16 protein-coding genes and 1 riboswitch are annotated in these 24,538 nt (G+C 58.9%); of the genes, 5 read left to right on the top strand and 11 right to left on the bottom strand.

The window, feature by feature from the left end; translation table 11 throughout:
• Positions 1–152: 152 nt before the first annotated feature.
• From Q4S41_RS17280 to Q4S41_RS17270, 3 genes are all read right to left on the bottom strand, one after another.
• Entirely contained in the window at positions 153–1,172 is a 1,020-nt protein-coding gene (locus Q4S41_RS17280) for an LLM class flavin-dependent oxidoreductase (protein ID WP_305032386.1), read from the bottom strand.
• 142 nt (positions 1,173–1,314) lie between these two features.
• Positions 1,315–2,304: an ATP-grasp domain-containing protein gene (locus tag Q4S41_RS17275; RefSeq protein WP_305032385.1), complete on the bottom strand. Its 990-nt coding sequence runs from the start codon at positions 2,302–2,304 to the stop codon at positions 1,315–1,317.
• 444 nt (positions 2,305–2,748) lie between these two features.
• A riboswitch (SAM riboswitch) is annotated at positions 2,749–2,843 on the bottom strand.
• Positions 2,844–2,934: 91 nt separating this feature from the next.
• Entirely contained in the window at positions 2,935–4,899 is a 1,965-nt protein-coding gene (locus Q4S41_RS17270; RefSeq protein ID WP_305032384.1) for a TonB-dependent receptor plug domain-containing protein, read from the bottom strand.
• 244 nt (positions 4,900–5,143) lie between these two features.
• On the opposite strand from Q4S41_RS17270, the gene Q4S41_RS17265 reads away from it, so the two are divergent.
• The gene (locus tag Q4S41_RS17265; protein ID WP_305032383.1) at positions 5,144–7,621 is read left to right on the top strand and encodes a M1 family aminopeptidase; all 2,478 of its coding nucleotides are present in this window, start codon (positions 5,144–5,146) and stop codon (positions 7,619–7,621) included.
• Positions 7,622–7,711: 90 nt separating this feature from the next.
• Here the strand turns inward: Q4S41_RS17265 and Q4S41_RS17260 are convergent, their stop codons facing one another.
• The 5 genes from Q4S41_RS17260 to Q4S41_RS17240 all read right to left on the bottom strand — a co-directional run bounded on the left by Q4S41_RS17260 (position 7,712) and on the right by Q4S41_RS17240 (position 13,116).
• Positions 7,712–8,455, bottom strand: a complete 744-nt coding sequence (locus Q4S41_RS17260) for a carbonic anhydrase (protein WP_305032382.1) — start codon at positions 8,453–8,455, stop codon at positions 7,712–7,714.
• Between the two features lie 156 nt (positions 8,456–8,611).
• Positions 8,612–10,264: a SulP family inorganic anion transporter gene (locus Q4S41_RS17255; protein WP_305032381.1), complete on the bottom strand. Its 1,653-nt coding sequence runs from the start codon at positions 10,262–10,264 to the stop codon at positions 8,612–8,614.
• 310 nt (positions 10,265–10,574) lie between these two features.
• Positions 10,575–11,975: a sensor histidine kinase gene (locus Q4S41_RS17250; RefSeq protein WP_305032380.1), complete on the bottom strand. Its 1,401-nt coding sequence runs from the start codon at positions 11,973–11,975 to the stop codon at positions 10,575–10,577.
• Positions 11,976–12,130: 155 nt separating this feature from the next.
• Positions 12,131–12,811 (bottom strand): response regulator transcription factor, encoded by a 681-nt coding sequence (locus Q4S41_RS17245; RefSeq protein ID WP_305032379.1) that lies wholly within the window; start codon positions 12,809–12,811, stop codon positions 12,131–12,133.
• A 113-nt stretch (positions 12,812–12,924) separates the two neighbouring features.
• A complete protein-coding gene (locus Q4S41_RS17240; protein ID WP_305032377.1) occupies positions 12,925–13,116 on the bottom strand; it encodes a hypothetical protein in 192 nt (63 codons plus the stop codon).
• 446 nt (positions 13,117–13,562) lie between these two features.
• Here Q4S41_RS17240 and Q4S41_RS17235 point away from each other — a divergent pair, with 446 nt between their 5' ends.
• The 3 genes from Q4S41_RS17235 to Q4S41_RS17225 are packed head-to-tail and all read left to right on the top strand — an operon-like array spanning position 13,563 to position 17,443.
• Positions 13,563–14,156: a (2Fe-2S)-binding protein gene (locus Q4S41_RS17235; RefSeq protein WP_305032376.1), complete on the top strand. Its 594-nt coding sequence runs from the start codon at positions 13,563–13,565 to the stop codon at positions 14,154–14,156.
• 24 nt (positions 14,157–14,180) lie between these two features.
• Positions 14,181–15,206 carry an FAD binding domain-containing protein gene (locus Q4S41_RS17230; RefSeq protein WP_305032375.1) on the top strand — a complete coding sequence of 342 codons (1,026 nt, stop codon included), beginning with the start codon at positions 14,181–14,183 and terminating at the stop codon, positions 15,204–15,206.
• Positions 15,203–17,443, top strand: a complete 2,241-nt coding sequence (locus Q4S41_RS17225) for a xanthine dehydrogenase family protein molybdopterin-binding subunit (RefSeq protein WP_305032371.1) — start codon at positions 15,203–15,205, stop codon at positions 17,441–17,443. Before Q4S41_RS17230 ends, Q4S41_RS17225 begins: the two co-directional genes overlap by 4 nt.
• Before the next feature lie 87 nt (positions 17,444–17,530).
• On the opposite strand, the gene arr is transcribed toward Q4S41_RS17225, so the two are convergent.
• Together arr and Q4S41_RS17215 are read right to left on the bottom strand one after the other, a co-directional pair.
• Complete coding sequence (arr, locus tag Q4S41_RS17220) at positions 17,531–17,968, bottom strand: NAD(+)--rifampin ADP-ribosyltransferase (RefSeq protein WP_305032370.1); 438 nt, start codon at positions 17,966–17,968, stop codon at positions 17,531–17,533.
• A 55-nt stretch (positions 17,969–18,023) separates the two neighbouring features.
• Complete coding sequence (locus Q4S41_RS17215; RefSeq protein ID WP_305032369.1) at positions 18,024–18,950, bottom strand: hydrogen peroxide-inducible genes activator; 927 nt, start codon at positions 18,948–18,950, stop codon at positions 18,024–18,026.
• A gap of 208 nt (positions 18,951–19,158) precedes the next feature.
• Here Q4S41_RS17215 and katG point away from each other — a divergent pair, with 208 nt between their 5' ends.
• Positions 19,159–21,417: a catalase/peroxidase HPI gene (katG, locus tag Q4S41_RS17210; protein WP_305032368.1), complete on the top strand. Its 2,259-nt coding sequence runs from the start codon at positions 19,159–19,161 to the stop codon at positions 21,415–21,417.
• A gap of 100 nt (positions 21,418–21,517) precedes the next feature.
• On the opposite strand, the gene Q4S41_RS17205 is transcribed toward katG, so the two are convergent.
• Positions 21,518–24,472, bottom strand: a complete 2,955-nt coding sequence (locus tag Q4S41_RS17205; protein WP_369811319.1) for a TrlF family AAA-like ATPase — start codon at positions 24,470–24,472, stop codon at positions 21,518–21,520.
• Between the last annotated feature and the right edge of the window lie 66 nt (positions 24,473–24,538).

The raw sequence follows: 24,538 nt of genomic DNA, 5'->3' as shown, positions 1-24,538 counted from the left end.
CGCCGGTTGTGGCGCATAGAAAAAGAACGTCATGCTGAGCGCAGCCGAAGCATCTCTACCGCAGCAGTAAATGATTTGCTTGCGCGGTAGAGATGCTTCGACTGCGCTCAGCATGACGACCCATTGAACAGCTTTGTCGTCAGTAGCCTTCGCTACGCCAGCACCTGAATAACCGACTCCGAAAACCGCTCCATTTCTTCCAGTTGCGGACTGGCTTGCAGCAGGAAGAAGTCCACTCCCACATTCTCGAACTCGCCAATACGGTCCTGCAGCTGGGCAGGCGTGCCCGTGAGACCCGTGCGCAGCCCGCGGTTCGATACGGAGTAGTCGTGCAGCGACACTTGCTGCTCCAGCTGGGTGCCGGCCAGCCACTGCTGGTAGTTGCCGTAGCCCGAAGCGGAGGCCTGCACGTTGGTGATGCGGTCCAGCTCCTTCTTCACCTCTTGCTCGGTGTTGCGCACAATGGAGTAGCCGGCCACGCCGAACTTCATCGGCGGCAGGCCTTTCTGCTCGCGGCGACGGCGCATGTCGGCAATGCGCGCGCCGATGAGCTCCGGCGAGTCGCCGTGCATCACGTAGCCGTCGCACTGGGTCGAAATGAGGTCTTTGGCCGCCTCCGACTCGCCGCCGGCGTAGAGGAACGGGGCTTTGGCGGGCTTGGGCTGCAGGATGTTGTCGGCCACCTGGTAGTACTTGCCGTCGTAGCTGAAATGGTCCTGCTTCCACACGTTGGTCACTACGTCGAGCCACTCGCGGGTGCGGGCGTACCGGTCGTCGTGCTGCTCGAAGTGCAGGCCGTACTTGGTGGCTTCGTCGCGCCACCAGCTCGATACCACGTTGAGCGACAGCCGGCCGGGCGCAATCAAATCAATATTGGCGGCTTGCTTGGCCAGCAGCGCGGGGTTGTGGAAGGTGGGGCGCACGGCCACCATTATTTCCAGCTGCTCGGTCACGGCGGCCAAGGCGGCAGCCGTGCTCCACGCTTCCAGCGACGGCGCCTCGGTGCCCTTGATGTCGTTTAAGTACAGTTCGGCGATGAGCGTGAGGTCGTAGCCCCAGCCCTCGCTGCGCTGCGCCAGCTGCTTCACGTAGCTCCAGTCGGTGGGCATCTGCTCGTCTTCGACGTTGCGCAGCCAGCCCCCAAAAATGGGCATCCAATATCCGAATTTCATTGCCTTGGCGATTTAAAAGAACGTCATGCTGAGCGCAGCCGAAGCATCTCTACTTGGTGAGTAATCAACTTCGCTGCAACGAAGCGGTAGAGATGCTTCGGCTGCGCTCAGCATGACCGGTTTATTATGGTGATTAGGACGGTTAAGCCGTTGCCAGTTCTACCGGCGCGGCCACCGCAGCCGGCAGCTGCGTTTCCAGATAGTCCACGAAGCGGGCGTAAGGGTCGAAGCCGACCACGTTCACGGCATCGGCCACGAAGTTGGACAGGGCGTTGATGTCGTAGAACAGCACGTCGCCGGTGCGGTCGTCGATGAGGTATTCGATGCCGCCGACGTCAATTTTGGCGGCGGCCACGATGCGCTCCACGGCGGCCACGACCTCGGCCGGCGGCGTGAAGGCCTCCACCTGAATGCCTTTTTTCGGCGCTTCCGTCAGGCAAAACTCGGCCGACTGCTCTTCGGGAATCTGGCAGATTTCGGCCGGGCACAGGTTGAAACTCTCGCCGGTGGTGAACACCTTCATGGCGTAGAGGAACTTGCCGTCCAGCGTTTCGACGCGGTGGATGTTGCCGCCGCGGGGCGTCACATACTCCTGCACCAGCGCCGTTTGGTCGATGCCGAGGTCAATCTGGTTGGCGTCCACGGCCGCCTGCAGCCCCTCGATGGTATCGAAGCGGATGATGCCCGCGCCACTGCCGCCGATGTTCACCTTCACCACGATGGGAAAGCGCAACTCCCGCGCCGCATCCACCGCCCGCGAGGCGTGGTTGATGACGCGCGAGGCCGGGTATTTCAGCCCCAGCGACTCAAACAGCGACAGTTGCCGGGCCTTGTTCGTTTCAATGGCCGTGGCCGCCGAGCCGTTGATGATGCGCGTGCCGATGCGCTCCAGGTGCGTGGCGTAGCCAGCCGTGTGGAAGATGCCCTGCCCGTGCCCGCGCAGGTAGGCCGAAGAGCTCATGCGGTTGACCACCAGGCTGTAACGGCTTTCCTTTTCGGAGGGGTTGAAGAGGTGATGGGCGGCGTCAATTTTTTCGTAGGGCAAGCCGCGGCGGTCTAGCTCGGCGAAGAGCGGCTTGAACCATTCGGGGTGCTCGAAGTAGATGCCAATGGGCTTTTGGACAGCGGACATGATATTGAAAAAGGTGGTTGATTGAGCAGTAAGGGCAGCGAGGCGACGACGCTAAGCGCCTCCTCATCGAACCCGGAAAATGAGAAATGTAACAGCTTGCCTGTGAGCCCCAACGCCACCCCAAAACCAGTCCGGCAACTATGCGGGCCGGCCGCAAGCCTGCAGTGCAGCACGCCCGACAACCCGCCTGCACTCAGCGCAGAGCAGGATTATTACCCGGATTTTTTTGGAACGCGGACGCTACGACGACCCGCAAATAGGCCGGCGCAGCAGCGCCAGTGGCTTCTGCTCACGCCTGTTTACCCGCGAATCATCACTCAGTAGCGGTTAAGCCAGACAACAACAGCAACAACACGCCATGCCAGCCCGGTGCATAGGCGCGAGGCGGGCATTGAAAGCAGCAGGAAATACGGGTTGGTTGTTGGAGGCTTCCACGGCAACTTGTTTTTATATGGTCAGGAATTGGCACCGTTTCAGGAGTATCCTAAATGGTTGCCGACGCGTCGTAGAGCCTGTCTCTCAGCGTCTCTGTATAAAAACAATCCTTTGGGGAGAAAGAATTGATACGGCAAAGATACAGCAAGGCCCCTCGATTTGTTCAAACCGAGGGGCCTTGCTGGTGAAAATGGCCTACTTGCGCAGCGCCAGCCGCAGGCCGCCCATCAGCCAGCGGGTGGGCATCTGGGCGCCCAAGAGGTCGGAGTATTTCTCGTTGAACAGGTTCTGCACCTGCCCCGTGAGCCAGAGCCGCTGGGGCAGCAGGGCCACTTCCAGGCGGGCGTTGAACACGGTATACTCCGCATTATTCACGCGGTTGATGGCCGCGGCGGCGCTGGCGTCGCGCTGCTTCCAGAGGCCGCTGAGGCTGCCGTTCACGCGCTTGGCGGTAAAGCTGACGGTACCCGACACCACCTGCCGGGCAATGTTGGCGAGGTACTGCGAGGCGATGTTGTCGGCGTTACTCACCTTCACCAGCAGGTAGCCCACGCTACCGTCGAAGCGCGTGGAGGGTGAAAATTGGCGTTGGTACACCAGCTCCGTTTCCAGGCCGCGGGTGGTCACGTCGAACAGGTTTTGGGCGTAGCGGTAGGTAGCGGCGGGGTTGAGGTTGGTGAGGCCGCTGGCTTCGATGACCCGGGCGCCGGGCGTGGGCACGTAGTCAATCTGGTTGTTGCCCTTGCGCAGAAATCCGGTGGCTTTGACAATGAGGCCGGGCAGCGGGCGGTAGTCGGCGCCCGCTTCGTAGTTCATCGTGCGCTCGGCCTGCAAGCCAGCGTTGCCCACGTTGAAGCCGCTGGGCACGGTGCCGGGTCGGCCGTTCGAGTTGTAACGCTCCGTAAAATCGGGGGCGCGAATGGCCCGGCCAATGGCCCCGCGCACGGTCAGCTCCTCTCCTATTTGCTGGCTCACGTTGAGTTGGGGAACCACTTCGGTACCGTAGGCCTGGTCGTGGTCGAGGCGCAGGCCGCCGGTGAGGGCCAGGCCCGCCGTGGGCGTGAGGGCCACCACGCCGAACGCGGCGTAGTGCCACTGGTCGTGGTTGCCCCGGTCGTTGCTCACCACCGAACGGTGGTCGGCCTGCCCGCCGAGGGTGGCGCGCAGCTTGTCCGAAAACTGCTGCTGGTGGCTGAGCAGCACGTTGGTGTAGTGCGTGAGGTGGTCGCTGGCCACCGACGTAGGCGTGTAGAGGTAGTAATCGGTGCCGCGGCTGCTGGAAACCTGGGCTTCGGTGCGGGCGCGCTCGTTGTGCTGGTAGCGCAGCTGGCCCTGGTACCAGTTCTTGTTGGTGGTTTCGCGCGCGAGGTCGCCGATGGCGGTGGTGTAGAAATACTGGGCGCTGTAGTCGCGCCGGTCGAGGCTGACGCGGGCAGCAGCGCTGAGCTTGGGCATCAGTTCATAAGCCGCCGAGAGGGAGTAGGTTTTCAGGTCGACATCGCTGCGCTGGGTGCTGGGGTAGTCACGCAGCTGGCCATCCGTTTTATTCAACAAAACGCCGCCGCCCACCCGCAGCTTATCGGCCGCCAGAAAGCCGCTGGTGTTGGTGTGCCACAAGTTGTACTCGCCGCGCAATGTAGTACTGGTGAGCTCGGCCTCGTGGCGGCGCTCGGTGGCGGCGAAGGTTTTGGTGACGATATTGATGACGCCGCCCACAGCATCGGGGCCGTAGAGGGCCGCGCCGGCGCCGCGAATGATTTCAATCTGCTCAATCTCGCTGGGCGTAATGGGCATATAGGCGCCGAAATGGCCCGTGAGCGGGTCGTTCAGCCGCATGCCATCGAGCAGGAAAAGCACTTGGTTGAAGGTGCTGCCACGCATGCTCACGTCGGCCTGCGCCCCGAAGCTGCCGCGGCTCTGAATCTCCAGTGCCGGCAGGCATCGCAGCAAGTCATCGATGGAATTGACGGGGTAGCGCGCCACACTGGCGCCGGAAATAACCGTGACGGCGTGGCCGGTCTGGTTGCCAGGCTGGGTGAGGCGCGAGGCAAAAACGGTGACTTCGCGCAGGCTGCGGGCGCTGTCGGCAGGCGTCTGGGCCAGGGCGTTGAGGGTGATGAAGAAGCAGAAAAACGGGGCGGCGTAGCGCGTAAGTCGCATTTAGCGGGGCGTTGATGAGGCCGCAAACTTACTGTAGCGTGGACGCTGCGAGTCCGCGTCTCGCTGCAAAGCGGCGAATAATCGCCTGCCGTCGTCGGCCGGATACCGGGCATTTCCGCATTCGCCGCGCTGCAGCGAGACGCGGACTTGCAGCGTCCGCGCTAATTTCGTGGCCGGGCCACGCAACTCCCGCGCCGCGGCCCGGTCCTTCGCGCGAAACTCTATTTTCACTCACCACTTTTTGATGAAACATCTTTCTCTGCTGGGCCTGCTCGGCCTTGTAGCCACCAGCGCCGCCTACGCCCAGGCGCCCGGCGCCAAGCCCGAATCGCCTTACCGCGCTTCGGCCACCAAGATTAACGACCTGGTGCACACCAAGCTCGACGTGCGCTTCGACTACAAAAAGCGCTACCTCTATGGCAAGGAATGGGTGACGCTGAAGCCCCACGCCTACCCCACCGATACGCTGCGCCTCGATGCCAAAGGCATGGACATCAAGGCCGTGGCGATGATGAACGGCGGCCAGCAAACCCCGCTCAAGTACACCTACGCCGATGGCATGAACCTGCGCATCAACCTGGGCCGCACCTTCAAGCCGGGCGAGGAGTACACCATTTACATCGATTACACCTCGAAGCCCGACGAGCTAAAAGTGCAGGGCTCGGCCGCTATTACCGACGCGAAGGGCCTGTATTTCATTAACCCTGATTCGGCCGTGGCGGGCAAGCCGGTGCAAATCTGGACGCAGGGCGAGACCGAAGGCTCCTCGGCCTGGTTCCCCACCATCGACCGGCCCAACCAGAAAACCACCGAAGAAATCTCGATGACCGTGCCCGCCAAGTACGTGACGCTCAGCAACGGTAAGCTGGTGAGCAGCACGCCCGCCGGCCCCGGCCTGCGCACCGACGTATGGAAAATGGACCTGCCGCACGCGCCCTACCTGTTTATGATGGCCGTGGGCGACTTCAAAAAAACCACCGATACCTGGCGCGGCAAGGAAGTGAGCTACTATCTGGAGCCCAAGTACGCGCCCTTCGCCAAGCAGATTTTCGGCAACACCACCGACATGCTGGAGTTCTACTCCAACCGCCTCGGCGTGGAGTACCCCTGGAATAAATACGCCCAGATTGTGGCCCGCGACTACGTGAGCGGCGCCATGGAAAACACCACCGCCACCCTGCACGGCGAGCAGGTGCAAATGACCGACCGCGAACTGCTCGACCGCCAGTTTTCGAGCGAATCGGTGATTGCCCACGAACTGTTTCACCAGTGGTTTGGCGACTACGTGACGGCCGAAAGCTGGAGCAACATCACCGTGAACGAGACAATGGCCGACTTTTCGGAAGGCCTTTACGCGGAGCACAAGTACGGCAAGGACGCCGCCGACGCGCACTACTACACCTACCTGCGCCGCTACCTGATGAGCCCGCGCGACGCGGCCAAAACCCTGGTGCGCTTTCACTACGACCAGCAGGAAGAGGTGTTCGACTTGGTGAGCTACCAGAAAGGCGGCGCCATCATGGACATGCTGCGGACGTATCTGGGCGATGACGTATTCTTCGCCGGCTTGCAGAAATACCTGCAGGACAACAAGTTCGGTAACGGCGAGGCGCATCAGATGCGCTTGGCGTTCGAGGCCGTGTCGGGCCAGGATTTGAACTGGTTCTACAACCAGTGGTACTACTCGCCGGGCCACCCCGTCGTGACCATTGACTACGCCTGGGATGCCGCTAAGAAGGTCCAGTCCGTGACAGTAAAGCAGACCCAGCCGGGCACGCCCTTCCAGCTGCCCTTCACCATCGACTACTACGTGGGCGGCAAGGTGATGCACCAGCCCGTGACCATGACCGAAGCCACCCAAACCTTCAGCATGCCCTTGGCCGCCAAGCCCGAGCTGGTGAACGTGGACGCCAACAAGAAGCTGCTTTGGAACAAAACCGACAACAAATCGGCCGCTGAATTTGCCTACCAGTACAGCCACGCGCCGCTGTATGTGGACCGCCGCGAGGCCGTGGCCGCCGCCGCTAAGGACCAAACCACCAACGCCGCTTCGCGCGCCGTGCTGCTGGCGGCCCTCAACGACAAGTTCTACGCCATTCGCGGCGCGGCCGCGCAGGCGCTGAAACTCGACGACAAAACCGTGGCCAAAGCCGCCGCGCCGGCCCTGCGCAAGCTGGCCGCCAGCGAGAAAAATACCGTGGTTCTGGCCCAGGTGCTCACGTCGCTGGCGCAGTTAAAAGACAAGAAAGACGAGAAGCTGTTCAACCAGAACCTCAACAGCCAGTCCTACAGCGTGCAGGCTGCTGCGCTGCGGGGCTTGGCCGCCGTGCAACCCGCCCAGGCCCTGACCCGCGCCAAAGCCCTGGAAAAAGAAAGCAACGGCGCCCTTGCCCAGGCCGTGACGCAGGCTTACGCCCAAGGCGGCGGGGTGGCCGAGTGGGCTTACATCCGCGACAAATTCGACGCGGCCCGCCCCAATGGTCAGTTTGGTATGATGGAGTCCATCGGTACGATGGCCGGCCGCCTCAACGATGCCACCGCCATTACCGAAGGCGTCACCCGCCTCAAGACTATGGGCGTGAAGTACAAGATGTACGGGGCCGACAAACCCGTCATCGAGCAGTTGAAATCCATTGCCGACAAACAAGCCAAAGGCCCCAACGCCGCGCTGGCCAAGGAGCAAACCGACAAAGCCATTGCCGAAATCGAGGCAGCTAAATAGGCTTTGCCCCTTCGTCCATTCAGGCTACAAAAAAGCCTGCCGCGAATTGCGGCAGGCTTTTTTGTGGGTGGCGGGTGGGCCGGGGAAAACTTATTTCTTGGCCTTGGCTTCGAAGCCGGGCACTACTTCGGCCGGGTCCTCGGTGGGGCCTTCGTAGGAATTGGCCTGGTTGTCGGCTTGCTGGGTGGGTTCCGCAGCTACGGCTTCGGTGGCGTAGATGTGCTCCATTTCGTGCATCATCTCTTCGCCGTCCACCCGCAGGTCCTTGAGCACGCCGTCGGCGATGTCGTAGACGAGGCCGTGCAGGCGGGGCGGGTTGTCGCCGCGCATGGCGTTCTGGATGATGTTGGTTTTGGCCAGGTTGCGCACCTGCTCAATCACGTTGAGCTCCACCAGGCGGCGGGCCCGCTGGGCGTCGTCCTTGATGCGCAGGTACTCGGTTTCGTGCGCCCGAATCACGTCGCGGATGTTCACCAGCCAGTTGTCTATCAGGCCGTACTGCTTGTTGCTGGCCGCCGCGGCCACGCCGCCGCAGCCGTAGTGGCCCACCACCAGAATGTCCTGCACGCCCAGTACTTCCACCGCGTATTGCAGCACGCTCAGCAGGTTCATGTCGGTGTGCACCACCATGTTGGCAATGTTGCGGTGCACAAACATCTCGCCCGGGCCCGTGCCGGTAATGCCCGACGCCGGCACCCGCGAATCGGAACAGCCGATGAACAGGTACTTGGGTTTCTGGCCATTGGCCAGGTTTTTAAAGAAGTTGGGGTCTTTCGCGTTACGCTCCGACACCCATTTTTTATTGTTTTCGAGAATTTTGCTGATTCCAGCCATAGCATGAAAAGGGTAAGTTGACAGCCAGCCCGACTGCTCCGAGCAGTAGCCTGACTATACGCGCCGCAGCCAAATCCGGCTGTCGGTCACGGTCCGATGGCGCCCAAGGTAGCGCCTAAATCGCAGGGCAAAAGTATGGGTTGGGCAACGCCCCGGCTAGTGCGTGCCCAGCGCCACCTGCCGGATGCCGCGCAGTTCTAGCTCGATGCCTCGGGCCGGGGCCGCCTGCCGGAAGGCCTCGATGGCTTCGAGCACGTCGTGGTCGATGACGTCGGAGCGGCTGCCGTCCAGAATAACCCGGCTGTTGGTGGGCAGCTGCTCTAGCGTGGTCACGATGCTGGCTTTGTTGAGGAAGGACACGTGCTCGGGCAGGCGCAGGTGCAGCGGGGCGTCGGGGGTTTCGGCGTGGTCGTCCGAGTCGTCGCGGCGCAGGTAGGAGCCGGCCTTGGCGTTGTCGCGCAGAATGAAGAAGAAGCCCAGCACCAGCCCGATGCTCACGCCCTTCAGCAAATCGGTGAACAGCACCGCCACAATGGTGATGATAAAGGGCACGAACTGCTCACGGCCCAGCTTCCACTGCTTGCAGTAGAGGGCCGGCGGCGTCAGCTTGTAGCCCACCAGCAGCAGCACCGCCGCCAGCGCCGAGAGCGGAATCAAATTCAGCACTGCGCCCAGAAACAGCAAACTGGTGAGCAGCAGCAGGCCATGAATGAAGGCTGACAGCTTGGTTTGCGCGCCGGCCGCGATATTGGCCGATGAGCGCACAATAACGGCCGTGAGCGGCAGGCCGCCCAACAGGCCGCTCACCAAATTGCCCGCGCCCTGGGCCAGCAGCTCGCGGTTGGTGGGCGTGTGGCGCTTCTGCGGGTCGAGGTTATCCACGGCCTCCACGCTGAGCAGCGTTTCGAGCGAGGCCACCACGGCAATGGTGAAGGCCACGCCGTAGGTGGCCGGCCGCCGCAGGGCCTCAAAATCGGGAAAGGTCATTTCGCGGGCCAGTTGGCCCAGCGACGACAGCACCGGCAGCTTCACCAGATGCTCGGGGCGCACCTGCATGTCGGGGGCTAGTCTTTTCAGCAATTCGTTGATGCCCACAGCAGTCAGTACCGCAATCAGCGCCCCCGGCACCAGCCGCGACCACGACTGCCGCCGAATCGGGGCCGTGTTCCACAGCAGCAAAATCACCAGCGATACCACTCCCACCAGCACCGAGCCGGGGCTCAAACCCTTCATGGCCGCGCCAATAGCGGAGAACGTGTTCAGGCCATTGAACTGCAGGAAGTTCATGTCCTCAAAGTAGTCGGCGTCAGCTCCAAAAAAGTGCGGCAGCTGCTTCAGAATCAGAATAATACCAATGGCCGCCAGCATGCCGCGGATTACCGCCGCCGGGAAGTACAGGGCAATAATGCCGGCCCGGGCCAGCCCCAACCCAATTTGAATAACGCCCGCCACGGCCGTCGCGGCCAGCACCGCCGGCCACGACCCCAGCGTCGAAATGGCCGACAGCACCACCACCGTGAGGCCCGCCGCCGGCCCGCTCACGCTCACCGCCGAGCCGCTGAGCACACTCACCAGCACCCCGCCCACGATGCCGGCAATGACGCCCGCCAGCAAGGGCGCACCCGAGGCCAGCGAAATGCCCAGACACAGCGGCAGCGCCACCAGAAACACCACCAACCCCGCCGGCGCATCCTGCCCAATGGTGCTGAACAGCGACGGCTTGGACCGGGGCGCGGTGGCCTCCGGGATAGGCGATGCCGTTGCAATAGGCGCCCCGGTGCGGGACGGCGAGGAAACTACCTGGGTCATGACGTGTAGGGTTATTCAACCTCGAAGCGCCCACCTGAAGGCGCCAAAAGGGAATTCTGCTACAAGGTTACCAAGGCCCTATTAAGACGGAATTAAAGGCGAATTAAAAGGAAATTAAAACCAGTTTGGGGGGCTTGATTGAACAAACCAGAACGTCATGTCGAGCGCAGCCGAGACATCTCGCGTGCTGAAGCAATCGAATTGTCCGGCTCCCCTCTCCTTCGGGAGAGGGGCCGGGGGTGAGGCGCCCCGCCAGAACGAAGCACGCGAGATGTCTCGGCTGCGCTCTGCCTGACGGCCTTTCATCAGTTCATGCGCCCCGCGGCACCGGCCACTCCAGCCATACCTGGGTTCCCTGGCCGGGCTCGCTCTCCACCCGCACCATGCCGCCGTGCAGGGCCATGATGCGCGCCGTGAGCGGCAGCCCGATGCCGTGGCCCGGCACCGCCCGGGCCGACGCCGCCCGGAAAAACGGCACAAATACCTGCTCCAGGTCGGCAGCCGAAAGGCCGGGGCCTTCGTCGCTCACCAGCAACGTCAGGTGCTGGCGGGTGCGGGCCAGGGTGGCCGTCACGGTGCCACCGCTTTCCTTCGAGAACTTGCAGGCGTTGTCCAGCACGTTGAGCACGGCCGATAGCAGCAGCGCCTCATTACCACGCACGATGAAGGATTCAGCGTCGCCAAAATCCAAATCGACCCGGCAAGTGGCGTGGCGCCGCAGCAGCTGCTCGTGGGCCTGCAGCAGCAGCTCATCGAGGCGCACGTCGGTCATCGGCACCTGTGAGGGGTCGTCGGAAGCGCGGGCAATTTGCAACAGCCCGTTGGTGAGGCTGTTGAGTTGGCGGGCCGAATCCAGCGTGCTTTGCAGCACGCGGCGGTACTCGGCCGGCGGGCGTTCGGCCTGTAGCAGCGATACTTCCAACTCGCCGATGAGGGCCGTGAGCGGAGTGCGCAGTTCGTGCGAGGCATCGCGCACAAAGGTGCGTTGGCCCACGAAGGCCGCTTCCAGGCGGTCGAGCAGGCGGTTGAAGCGCAGAGTGAGCAGGCCGATTTCGTCGGTGGTTTCGCCGGCGCGGGTCAGGCGCTGGCTCAGGTCGGTGGCCGTGATGCCGTCGACTTCGCGCACCATGCGGCGCAGGGGCCGCAGCGCCTGCCCGGCAAACACCCAACTGCCGATGCCCATCACGGCCACCGCCGCCAGCAGGCCACCGGCCAGCAGTTGCCGCAGCTCGCGCAGCTGCTGGCGGCTGTCTTCGTCCACCGACGAGGCCACCACCACCAGCGCCCCCAGCCGGGCGTCGTGGTAAAGCAGGCCCACGGTTTCGTGGTAGTTGGTTTCGGGCTCCAGCACGGCCCGGCCGCTTCCGCGCACTTCGGCCAGCCAGTTGACAGGCACGGGCCGCGTGGCCCCCTGCCCTTCCCGAAACACCAGCTGGTTGTCGGCATCGTATACCCGGCCCTGCTCGGCGGGCAGCGTGCGGTAGAGCTGGCGCAGGTAGTTGCGGTAGGAAGCCTCGTCGCCGGCGTTGTCGCGCTCGTTCTGGCCGGCCACGTAGGCATGGCCCACCACCAGCGTGCGCTTAAACAGGTTCTGGGTGAATAGCTCGCGCCGCGACTGCTGCGTGACGAAGTAAATGGCCAATGCAAACAGCACCAGCGTCACGGCCAGAATGGTCCCGAACTGCAGCGCAAGGCGAAGGCGAATGGTCACGTGAGCAAGCTTTATAGCGGGACGAATTGATTACAAGAACGTCATGCTGAGCGAAGTCGAAGCATCTCTACCGTTTCGTTGCAATTAGTCATAATACTTGCCTGGTAGAGATGCTTCGACTGCGCTCAGCATGACGTTCTTATTTAACGCCCTATTCACCCTTCTGTCTTCATCACATAGCCCATGCCCACCAGTGTGTGAATGAGTTTGGGTTCAAATCCCTTATCCACTTTTTTGCGCAAAAAGTTGATGTACACATCAATCACATTGGAACCGGTATCGAAGCTCAAATCCCAGACGTGCTCCAGCAAATCGGCCCGCGACACCACACGGCCCTGGTTACGCAGCAGGTATTCCAGCAGCGCAAACTCCCGGGCCGTGAGTTGAATGGCCTGCCCGGCGCGCTCCACCCGCTTGGCGGCGGGGTCGAGGGTGAGGTCGGCGAGGCGCAGGGGCGCTTTAGGCGCGGGGGCTTCGGTGCGGCGGCGCACCAGGGCGCGCAGCCGGGCCAGCAGCTCGTCGAAGGCGAAAGGCTTCACCAAGTAATCGTCGGCCCCGGCGTCGAGGCCGCGGATTTTATCGTCGGTTTCGCCCAGCGCCGTCAGCATCAGGATGGGCACACCGGGGTCGTGGGCGCGCACTTGCCGGCACACTTCCAGGCCGCTGAGGCCGGGCAGCATCTGGTCCAGAATCAGGCAGTCGTAGTGCGTGGTTTGGGCGCGGCTGAGGCCCAGCAGGCCATCGGCGGCCAGGTCCACGGTGTAGTCCTGCTCCGTCAGGCCCTGGTGCAGGAAGGCCGCCACGGAGGGTTCATCTTCAATTAAAAGGATTTTCATGGGGCCGGAAGGTAGCGCTGCCGACCGAAAAAAGCCGTCGGCTGCTTCTTTAACGCAAGCGCCGGAAACAGGGCCGAAACCAGCGAATGCGAACAGCTGACGGGCCTAGGAGGCTAACGCATGGCCAAATCACCGGCTGCCCGGTGCAACGGAGCAACAACCTGTTGCTCAGAGCCCGACTGTTCCGGCGGTGGCACCGACTCGCCCAGTGGTGCAGCTTGCCATCGAATACCGGCCAGAAGCAACCCAAACAGAAAGGTTGCCAGATAAAAACGGAAATAGCGTTGGAAATTTTTCAGCATCATTCAAATCCAAAAGCAATATGGACCGGTCCCGGCCTATTGCTTTTTCGATACAAAATTACCTTTTACCGGACAACACCGCGCACTTTCTGGCTTAATTGAAATTATTGCCGGGCGAATCCTTTGGATTCCTCGTTGAACGATGCACCCTAATCAAACCGGGAAATGCAGGGTGCCGCACGGCACTACCTTCCTTTATGATGTTTGCAGAAATAAGCACAATGCATAACGCGTTGTATTTCTGACAATACAGCGTCAATAATGGGAGTTTTTGGAGGCGCGCTAAAAATTCATTGTCCGCAGTTATGGCTGATAATTAATACTCCCGTACTGTTTGGTTGTGCTTATTAGAGGCAACCCGCTTTCCGATTATCAAACCTAGGAAAACACGGATGAAAAAGCGCCCGTAGGCAAGTAACAGTACCCGAAACCTTAAGCTATTCGCCCTTATGAGCCAAGTTACCCAAGCTCCGCTCGGCCGCCCACCGGTGGCCCTGGCCCCCACCCAGCCCGTCAGTCTCAACATCAACGGCCAAGCCCACACGCTCCAGATTGCGCCCTGGACCACCCTGCTCGACGCCCTGCGCGAGTACCTCGACCTGACCGGCACCAAGAAAGGCTGCGACCACGGCCAGTGCGGCGCCTGCACCGTGCTGGTTGATGGCAAACGCGTAAATTCCTGCCTTTCGCTGGCCGTGATGCACGAAGATTCGCACATCCAGACCATCGAAGGCTTGGGCACAGAGGACAAGCTAAGCCCCTTGCAACAGGCGTTTATCGACCACGACGCTTTCCAGTGCGGCTACTGCACCCCGGGCCAAATTTGCTCGGCCCAGGGCCTCATCAACGAAGGCAAGGCCAAGACCGAAGCCCAGGTGCGCGAGCTGATGAGCGGCAACGTGTGCCGCTGCGGCGCCTACAGCAACATCCTGAGCGCCGTAATGGAAGTGCTTAATAAAGAAGGACTAATCATTGAGGACAAAGGCTGGTCGGCTGGCACGACGAAGCCGGAGATGGCCCCGGTTGAACCGCCGAAGAAATAATCCTTCACTCCTCATTTCAGTACAATGAACAGTTTCACTTTCACCCAAGCCACCGCTGTGGCGGGCGCCGTGCAGGACAAAGCCGCGCACGACGACGCGGCCTACATCGGCGGCGGCACCAACCTGATTGACCTGATGAAGGAAAACGTGGCCCGCCCCACGCACCTCATCGGCCTCAAAAAGCTGGGCCTCGACACCATCGAAGCCACGCCCGACGGCGGCCTGCGCCTCGGCGCCCTCGCCACCAACGCCGACACCGCCTGGCACCCCGAGGTTGAGAAGCGCTACCCGTTACTGAACCAGGCCATTCTGGCCGGGGCCAGCCCGCAGCTGCGCAACATGGCCACCGACGGCGGCAATCTCATGCAGCGCACCCGCTGCTATTATTTCTACGACCTGGCCACGCCCTGCAACAAGCGCGAGCCGGGCTCGGGCTGCTCGGCCATTGGCGGCTACAACCGCGTGTGCGGCATCCTGGGCACCAGCGACCAATGCATCGCCACCCACCCCTCGGATATGTGCGTGGCCCTGGCCGCCCTCGATACCACCGTGCGCGTGAGCGGCCCCAACGGCGAGCGCACTATCAAGTTTGAGGATTTTCATCGCCTGCCCGGCGACCACCCCGAGCGCGACAACACCCTGGAACCTGGCGAACTCATCACTGGCCTCGACCTGCCCGCCAAGGGCTTCGAGAAAAACTTCAGCTACCTGAAGCTGCGCGACCGCACCAGCTACGCCTTTGCGCTGGTGAGTGTGGCAGCGGCTTTGGAGCTGGAAGGCACCCTCATCAAAGATGCCCGACTGGCACTGGGCGGGGTGGCCCACAAGCCTTGGCGCGACAAAGAAGCCGAGGCCATGCTCGTCGGTCAGCCCGCTACCGCCGACACCTTCCGACGTGTGGCCGCCAAGGTGCTCGAAAACGCCAAAGGCTACGGCGCCAACACGTTTAAGATTGAGCTGGCCAAGCGCGCCATTGTGCGCGCCCTCAAGCAAGCCACCGAAATGAATCAGGTGCTCGACACCAACGCCTTTCAAAATTCCAACCCATGAGCCACACCACCGACTACATCGGCAAACCCACCAACCGCGTCGATGGCCCGGCTAAAGTGGCCGGCACCGCCAAGTACGCCGCCGAATTCAGCGTGCCCAATCTGCTCTACGGATACGTAGTGAGCAGCCCGATTGCCAAAGGGAAAATAACGAAAATCGACACCGCCCCAGTGCTGGCTTTGCCCGGTGTGCAGGAAGTTTTCACCCACGAAAACGTGCCCTCGCTGGCCTTCCTCGACCGCAGCTATAAGGACGACGTGGCCCCCGGCGGCTCGCCCTTCCGCCCGCTTCACGATGCCGAAATCAAGTATAGCATGCAGCCCGTGGCGCTGGTGGTGGCCGACACGTTTGAGCTGGCCCGCTACGCCGCGTCAATCCTGCACATTGAGTACCAGGAGGAAGCGCACGAAACCGAGTTGGTAAAGCACATCGACGAGGCATTCGAGCCCGGCCGTGGTAAAACCGGCTACAAGCCGCCGAAGTCGCGCGGCAACTTCGGCAAGGGCTGGAAGCAGGGTGTGGCGCACATCGAGGCGAATTATTCGCACCACGCCCAGCACCACAACCCCATGGAGATGTTCGCCACCACGGTGGAATGGCTCGGGGATAAGAAGCTGACGGTGTACGACAAAACGCAGGGCGTTTTCAACAGCCAGCAGTACATCAGTAAGATTTTCGGGCTGAGCAAGGATGAGGCGCGGGTGATTTCAAAGTACACCGGCGGCGGCTTCGGCTCCGGCCTGCGGCCGCAGTACCAGCTGTTTCTGGCCGTAATGGCCTCGCTGCAGCTGGAACGCTCGGTACGCGTGTCGCTCACCCGCGAGCAGATGTTCAGCTTCGGCCACCGGCCCGAAACCTTGCAGCACGTAGCCATGGCTACGGCTGAGGACGGTTCGCTCACCGGCATCAACCACTTTGCGGTGGCCGAAACCTCGCAGTTCGAGGATTTCACCGAAAATGTGGTGGGCTGGACCGGCACGCTCTACGACTGCAAAAACGTGGAACTGGGCTACCGTCTGAGCAAGCTCGACGTGTTTTCGCCGCTCGATATGCGCGCGCCCGGCGCGGCCTCGGGCTCCATCGCGTTGGAAATTGCGATGGACGAAATGGCCTACGCCGCCGGCCTCGACCCGCTCGAATTCCGCATCCGCAACTACTCCGATTTCGACCAGGCCCAGAACCTCCCCTACTCCAGCAAGGCCCTCCGCAAGTGCTACACCGAGGGCGCGGCTAAATTTGGCTGGGAGAAGCGCACCGCCGAGCCTGGCTCGATGCGCGACGGCAAGATGCTGGTCGGCTGGGGCATGGGCGGCGGCATCTGGGATGCTTCCAAGATGCCCGCCGTGGTAAAAGCCAGCCTCGACGCCGACGGCCACCTCACCGTGAGCAGCGGCACCAACGACATCGGCACCGGCACCTACACCATCATGACGCAGATTGCGGCCGAAAGCATGGGCCTACCCATCGAAGCCGTCACCTTCGTGCTGGGCGACACCACGCTGCCCGAGTCGCCCCTGCAAGGCGGCTCCTGGACGGCCGCCTCCGTGGGTAATTCCGTGGTGGAAGCCTGCACCAAGCTCGGCGAAGCCCTGCTGAAACAGGCCCAGAAAATGGACCACCCAGCCTTCAAGGACGCCAAAATCGCCGACGTTCAGTTTGCCAACGGCCAGCTGCGCCTGCGCTCCGATGAAACCCAGGCCGTAGTCCTGCGCGACCTTGTGCAAGCCAGCGGCGAGCCCAAAATCGAAGCTGAAAACTCTACGGTGCTGGCCAAGCTGGAAATGCTGAAGCCGCCGAAATACTCCATGCACGCCCACAATGCCGTGTTTGTGGAAGTGAAAGTGGACCCCGACCTGATGACCGTGCACGTCACCCGCGTAGTGAATGCCGTAGCCGCCGGCCGCATCATCAACCCCAAAACGGCCCGCAGCCAGGTCCTCGGCTCCGTAGTGTGGGGTATCAGCTCGGCCTTGATGGAGGAATCGGTGATGGACCACCGCTTCGGCCGCTACATGAACCACAACTACGCCGAATACCACGTCCCCGTGAATGCCGACATCCACGACATCGACGTGATTTTCGTGAGCGAGGAAGACGACAAAGTCAACCCCCTCGGCATCAAAGGCCTGGGCGAAGTGGGACTGCTGGGCGTAGCCGCCGCCGTGACAAATGCCATCTACCACGCCACCGGCAAGCGCGTGCGCGACCTGCCCGTGACGATTGACAAGCTGCTGTAGAAACTCCGGCGGCAAGTGCCGCTAAAGTGACATAGAAACGCCCCGCAACTAGTTAGTTGCGGGGCGTTTTTGCGTTTACGGTTTCGGCTAATTAATAATTTTTGCATTCGAATCCGCTCTAAGATTCGCCAGCCTCTCGCGCCACAGTTGGAGTTCTTCGGGTGTTATTCTCACCCAATCCGTTACTTCGCCAACGATTTTCAAGGGTGCCTGACTGCGATACGAGCGAGTCGGATTACCAGGAAATTTCTTATCCGTAACGTTCGGGTCATTTTCAAAGCTGCCCGTCGGCTCAACGATGTACACACGTTCGTCCCCATCACCTTTGGCTAGGGCCGCGGCAAGTCCCGCCCCATTGGCTAGAGCAGTGAAATAGATGTGATTCATGATGACTTCAGGGTGGTAATTCGAGTTGAATCCTGCTGCCAGCAATCCACCAATCGGCAAATCTGCCCTCGTACCGTGGTAAAAGGGGCCGTTGTCCAGCACGTCAGGCATATTAGATTTGATGGTTTCGCTTTTCATGTTTGTAATGCTGGGTTTTGAGAGTCTGTCACCAAATATTTTTTTGATTCACCTGTTAGCGCCACCGAATTTTCTCGCCCGACTTGCCCGCGCGCAACCGAGTAGGCACGCTGGCCAGAATCAACTCCCGTAACGCGGTGAGCAACGTCGTGCGCACAAAGCCGTGGTGCACCACTAGGCTCACCTCGCGCACCGGGGTTGGGGCCACGAAGCGCTTGAGTAGCGGGTTGCTATCGACTTCGTCCAGCACGGCCAGCTCGGGCACCAGCGTGTAGCCGTGGTGGTGGCGCACCAGTTCTTTCAGCGTTTCGATGGAGCCACTTTCGTAGGCCACCGCGCCGGTGGAAGCCGCTCGGCCGCACAGATTCAGGACTTGGTTGCGGAAGCAGTGGCCCTCCTGCATCAGCCACAGGCCGGGGCTGGCCAGGTCGGCCGGGCTCACCGTGGCGCGGGCGGCCAGCGGGTGGTCCTCGGAGGCGAGCAGCAGGAAAGGCTCGTCCAGCAGGGGTAGCTCGTGCAGCAGCCGGTCATCGAGCGGCGTGACCAGCAGGCCCACATCCAGCCGGTAGTCCTTGAGGCGTAGCATGATTTCTTCCGAGCGCAGCTCCTCGATGTGGACGCGCAGATTGGGGTAGGCCGTGCTGAGGCCCACCAGGAAGCGCGGCACCAGGTACGGGGCCAGTGTGGAGATGACGCCCAGGCGCAGCTCGCCCACCACCTCGCCTTTGGCCACCTGCACCAGCTCGCGCAGCTGCTGGGCTTCGTGCAGCACGCGCCGGGCCTGGGCAATGACCTGGGCCCCAACGGCCGTGGGCTCGGCCCCGCGCTGGGTGCGGTCGAACAGCAACACGCCCAGCTCCTCTTCCAGCTTTTGCACCTGCACGCTGAGCGCGGGCTGGCTCACGAAGCTTTTTTCGGCGGCCAGGCCAAACTGGCGGTGCGTATCCAAGGCCACGAGGTAGCCGAGTTGTTGGAGATTCATGGCGGATGAGCAGCGCGCTGCTTATAGGTTTTGGTTATAAATTTATAAACAAAATCGATTTTGATTATGCATTTGCACCAAGTAGCTTTGTGCAAAGCTGCTGCCCACTGCCCTGCTTCAGCCCCTCAAAACGGCTTCCCAGGCAAGCCCGCAAACTTTTTAATTCACCCGGCCATTTACAAGGCCGACCACCAAAACCACTTTCAAGATGAGCGCCAACCTGCACGACCTCCCCGCAGACAACTCCATCCTCCACGACCTGAACGCGGACGCCGCCCAGTGCCCCTTCCTCAACGGCGCGGTGAAGCAGACGGCCGGTGGCGGCCGCACCAACCGCGAGTGGTGGCCCAACATGCTCAAGCTGAGCATTCTGCGCCAGCACTCGTCCTTGACCGACCCGATGGACAAGGATTTTAACTACGCCGAAGAATTCAAAAAGCTGGACCTGAACGCCGTGAAGCAGGACCTGTTCGAGCTGATGACCAACTCGCAGGACTGGTGGCCGGCCGACTACGGCCACTACGGCCCCTTCTTCATCCGGATGGCCTGGCACAGCGCCGGCACCTACCGCATTGCCGACGGCCGCGGCGGTGCGGGCGCGGGCATGCAGCGCTTCGCCCCCCTCAATAGCTGGCCCGACAACGCCAACCTCGACAAAGCCCGCCTCCTGCTGTGGCCCATCAAGCAGAAATACGGCAAGCAAATCTCCTGGGCCGACCTCATGATTCTGACCGGCAACTGCGCCCTCGAGTCGATGGGCCTGAAGCCGTTCGGCTTCGCCGGTGGCCGCGCCGACGTGTGGGAGCCGCAGGAAGACGTGTACTGGGGCCCCGAAACCGAGTGGCTCGGCGATAAGCGCTACGTGGACGACCGGCAGCTGGAAAACCCGCTGGCCGCCGTGCAAATGGGCCTCATCTACGTGAACCCCGAAGGACCGGACGGTGAGCCCATCCCCGAGCGCTCGGCCCGCGACATCCGCGAAACCTTCGGCCGCATGGCCATGAACGACGAAGAAACCGTGGCCCTTATTGCCGGCGGCCACACCTTCGGCAAAACCCACGGCGCGGCCGAGCCCGCCAAATTCGTGGCCCGCGAGCCCGCCGGCGCGCCCCTCGAAGAGCTGGGCCAGGGCTGGCGCAACAGCTTCGGCAAAGGCCACTCCGAGCACACCATCACCAGCGGCCTCGAAGGTGCCTGGACCCGCACCCCCGCGAAGTGGAGCAACGACTACTTCGACAACCTGTTCGGTTTCGAGTGGGAGCTGACCAAGAGCCCCGCCGGTGCGCACCAGTGGCGCCCCGTGAACGGCGGCGGCGCCGGCACCATCCCCGATGCCCACGACCCGGCCGTGAAGCACGCCCCCTTCATGCTGACCTCGGACATCGCCCTGCGCGCCGACCCGGCGTATGAGGCCATTTCGCGCCGCTTCCACGAAAACCCCGACCAGTTTGCCGACGCCTTCGCCCGCGCCTGGTTCAAGCTGACGCACCGCGACATGGGTCCCAAGGAGCGCTACCTCGGCCCCGAAGTGCCCACCGAAGAACTGCTCTGGCAAGACCCGATTCCCGCCGTTACTTACCAGGTAATTGACGACCAGGATGTAGCCGCGCTGAAAGGCAAAATTGCCGCTGCCGGCCTCACTGTGTCGCAATTGGTATCTACCGCCTGGGCTTCGGCCTCCACCTACCGCGGCTCCGACAAGCGCGGCGGCACCAACGGCGGCCGCCTCCGCCTGGCCCCGCAGCGCTACTGGGAAGTGAACAACCCCGCCCAGCTTTCCACCGTGCTCAACAAGCTCGGCGGCATTCAGCAAGAGTTCAACACGGCCCAGACCGGCGGCAAGCAGGTTTCGATGGCCGACCTCATCGTGCTGGCCGGCGTGGTCGGCATCGAGCAGGCCGCCAAAAACGCCGGCCACACCGTGACCGTGCCCTTCACCCCCGGCCGCGCCGATGCCACCCAGGAGCAAACCGACGTGGTATCGTTCCAGGCCCTGGAGCCGGCCGCCGATGGCTTCCGCAATTACCTGAAAACGCATCACCGCGCCGCCGCCGAGGAGCTGCTGATTGACAAAGCCCAACTCCTGACCCTAACCGCCCCCGAGTTGACCGTCCTGTTCGGTGGCCTGCGCGCCATCAACATCAACTTCGACGGCTCGAACAACGGCGTGTTCACCACCCAGGCCGGCGCGCTCACCAACGACTACTTCCTGAACCTGCTCGACCTGAACACCACCTGGGGCAGCACCTCGGACGCCCAAAACCTCTTCAACGGCCGCGACCGCAAAACCGGCCAGACGAAGTGGACCGGCACCCGCGTCGACCTGATTTTCGGCTCGAACTCCGAACTGCGCGCCCTGGCCGAAGTGTACGCCTGCGCCGACTCGCAGGAGAAATTCGTGAAGGACTTCGTGGCCGTGTGGGCCAAGGTGATGAACCTCGGCCGCTTCGACCTGGCCAAGTCGTAATGCCACCCGCCAGCGCTTCCGCCCCGCAAGGTGCGGCAGTAGCTGAAGCCTCAAAAGAAACGCCCCGTAACGAATTCGTTGCGGGGCGTTTCTATGTACATCAGTTAAATCGGTATCTTTTTTCCCTCATAACAAAGGCTTCTTTACCCCCTTCGACAATATCAGCAATATGCTGTCTAATACCCATGGATTTTAGGACGTCTGTCTCTGTATTTAGTTTTTCGAAGGAGTTTTCAATTGCACCATTTATATAATCAAACTTAAATGGGCTCGTAGAATTATCGTCACTTTGGCCTTTTTGATTAGCCACGATGACGTTTTCAGCATCTGCGTTCACAACAACGTTAGCATTATGCGTCACAATGATTATTTGCCTGTCAAGTTTCTTATTTCTAAGATAATCAACCAAATCAGCTGTTATTGACCTATTATCTAGGTTATCTTCAGGTTGGTCAATCAGAATCGGCGCTTTAGACTTACTCAGCCCAACGATTAGCATTAGTATAACAAAGCTTGCCTTACCGGTAGACATTTCTCCCAAACGGTCATTCTTATAAGAAATTTGCCAGTAATCAAAGAAGAAGTCATCCAATACTAATTTGACAGCATTGGCAATGGAAATCTTGTTGGTAATCTTATAAATACCAACTGTTATATCTTTAAAAAGCTGTTTGACACTGTCAAGAATTAGCTTGAAGTCAACTTCATCAGTTGCCTTTTTAGCTTCTGACAGAATATCATACTGATTATATGAAGCTCTTCTGCCGTCACTTACAGGTATTAGCTGCTTTCTTAACTTGACAAAATTAAATTGAGCTTTGCCCACAATCTTGAGCCCATCCTTCTCTAGTTCAACAGTTCTCTCTTTGAGCTGCTCTATGATACTTAAGTATTCTTTAAAACTATTTTCATATATTTTAAATATTTCTGCCTCAGCCGTATCAAGACCTTTCTTTTTATCCGCTATTTTTTTTGTTATGGATGTAATATCATGTAACGCTTTTCTATCATTTGATATTGAGGCATTTAGCTCATCAACAGCTTTTCTGACCTCTTCATCTTTCTGATAAGGCTCAATTTCAACATGTAATCGTTTCTGCTCTTCATTAAGACGGGATATAACCTGCTTAAAAGTGCAGTCATTTTTAAACCTTCGCTTTCCTTCCTCATTCACTTCAACTTGCAATGAAGTCTCCACGGCTTCTGATAATGCGACAAGATTATCTATCAAGGCATATTCTTTCTGATAGTATTCCTTGATTTCATCCAACATTAGATTATCTAGCAAAGAAGTTTTTCTACTAGCTAGACCTTTTAAAGTCTGCAGAAGCTCATAATTGAAAGCCTTTATTGCAGATAAGTCTTCCTTATAGCTTTTGAATTTGGTACCGTTTGCATCCAAACTTGTTTGAAGCTTTTTGTATTCTTCAACTTGCTCTTTTGTCAAACCGTTGCCTTTATTTAACTCCTCGACTTTCCTTATATTTGATTCGATGTTATTCGACAATACATCACTTTTAGACTTGGTCTTGAGTTCTTCCTCCAGTGCCTCAATTTCTTCTCGCGTTTCGAAGTAGAAATCAATTTGTGCGTTTCTCAGCCTATCCCCTTGAGTTACCTTGCTGAGAAAGCCCTGGTAAGCCTCTTTAGAAGAGTCGTCTTCAATAATTAAATCCCTGACAATTTTATTTAGCGACTCTCCCGTTTTATTCAATTCGGGCTCTGCAAGTCTCACGAGATAACCTTGAGGAATATATTTTATTTCCGGCAATATGGAGTTTTCCCCATCAGCTCTGTTGAGCCGTTGGCTAAATCCGCCCTTAGTAGTTATTTCAAAATCGAAATCCTTTTCGATTTTATTTAAATCATACTTGTATGAATCATCCCCACGTTTCAAAACTGATGAATCTGCAGAAAGGGTTTTCGCAATTGCGTATAGTAAAATAGATTTTCCTGACGATTTTCCACCAATAATAACATTTAGATTAGGATTGAAATGAATCGCATTGGTAGAAAAAACACTGTTAGGTGACACAAATTTCACCTTCTCAATCAGAAGCTTTTCCTCCTTGAAATCCGGCGCATTATTCTGAATTCTAACTCGATACTCTGGCTCGAAACAAATTTGTCTCAATCCTTCGAAACTTAAGTCTGCTTTAACCCATGTAAACCTTTTAAAAAGGTCTTGTTCCTTATGGGCGTCACAGCCAACAATGCACGGCTTCAAAGAACCTATTTCGTCAAGCGTTTGCTCCAGCTCTAGCTTGTATAATGCTTCATTATAATTATCCTTTCCTTCCGACTTTTTTCCAAGAAAATATTTGATTGCACCTGGGCTTGTAGCAAAAATAGCATCCGATAAATAATAAATAGATTTACGCACCCCACCCATACTTCCACCATCATTTCCAAACAATTCGTAGCTTTCTTGTAAACCAGAAGCTCCATCACGGTCAGAGTTGCTGACAACGAACAACGTATTATCTCTGAATTGCTTATTTTTAGCCAGTTCTTTCAAGTCGCTTAAACTCACAGCGAAGTTGTCAATACCTTTCTTATACTGTCCCTCCGGTGTAGAAATGGAATCGTCTAGCAGTCTACCATAGCTTGTGATACCATGGCGGTTCATCTTTTTACCTTCTTGGTTGGTAATATGTGAGAAGAAATCATTATCTAGTTCGTTTACATAGTCCGGATTGAACAAACAATGTATATTAATCAAGTTAGCTTTTCCAGTTGAAGGCAACATTCTAAGCTCTACATTTGGAAACAAAAATATTTTGCTTATAAATAAGATTTCAGCCTCATCAAATAGCTTTATTCCATTCGAATCCACCTTATTATTAATCTGCCTTCTATATTCAACTGCATCATGGTATCTCTCTATTGAGAAGTAATCCGTTATGCCAATAGCAGATACTTGGTTGTTGTATGCTTCTTTAAAGAATATCAAAAAGAAATCATCCATAGTTTGGGATGAGAACTGATTGTTCTTATTTGTTCCTTTTGTATGTACATGAAAGTTCCACTTTCTCCACTGTGAGCCTGCATTCATGATGATTGAGTTTTGGTTAAAAAATAAAAAAATCTAAAACGAATTTTAATAGTTCGTCTTCTGTAA

It is taken from the genome of Hymenobacter convexus, assembly GCF_030580955.1.
In the GTDB taxonomy this organism is placed as follows: domain Bacteria; phylum Bacteroidota; class Bacteroidia; order Cytophagales; family Hymenobacteraceae; genus Hymenobacter.
The sequence above is the reverse complement of the archived record's forward strand: the minus strand, read 5'-3'. Positions and strand labels throughout refer to the sequence as shown.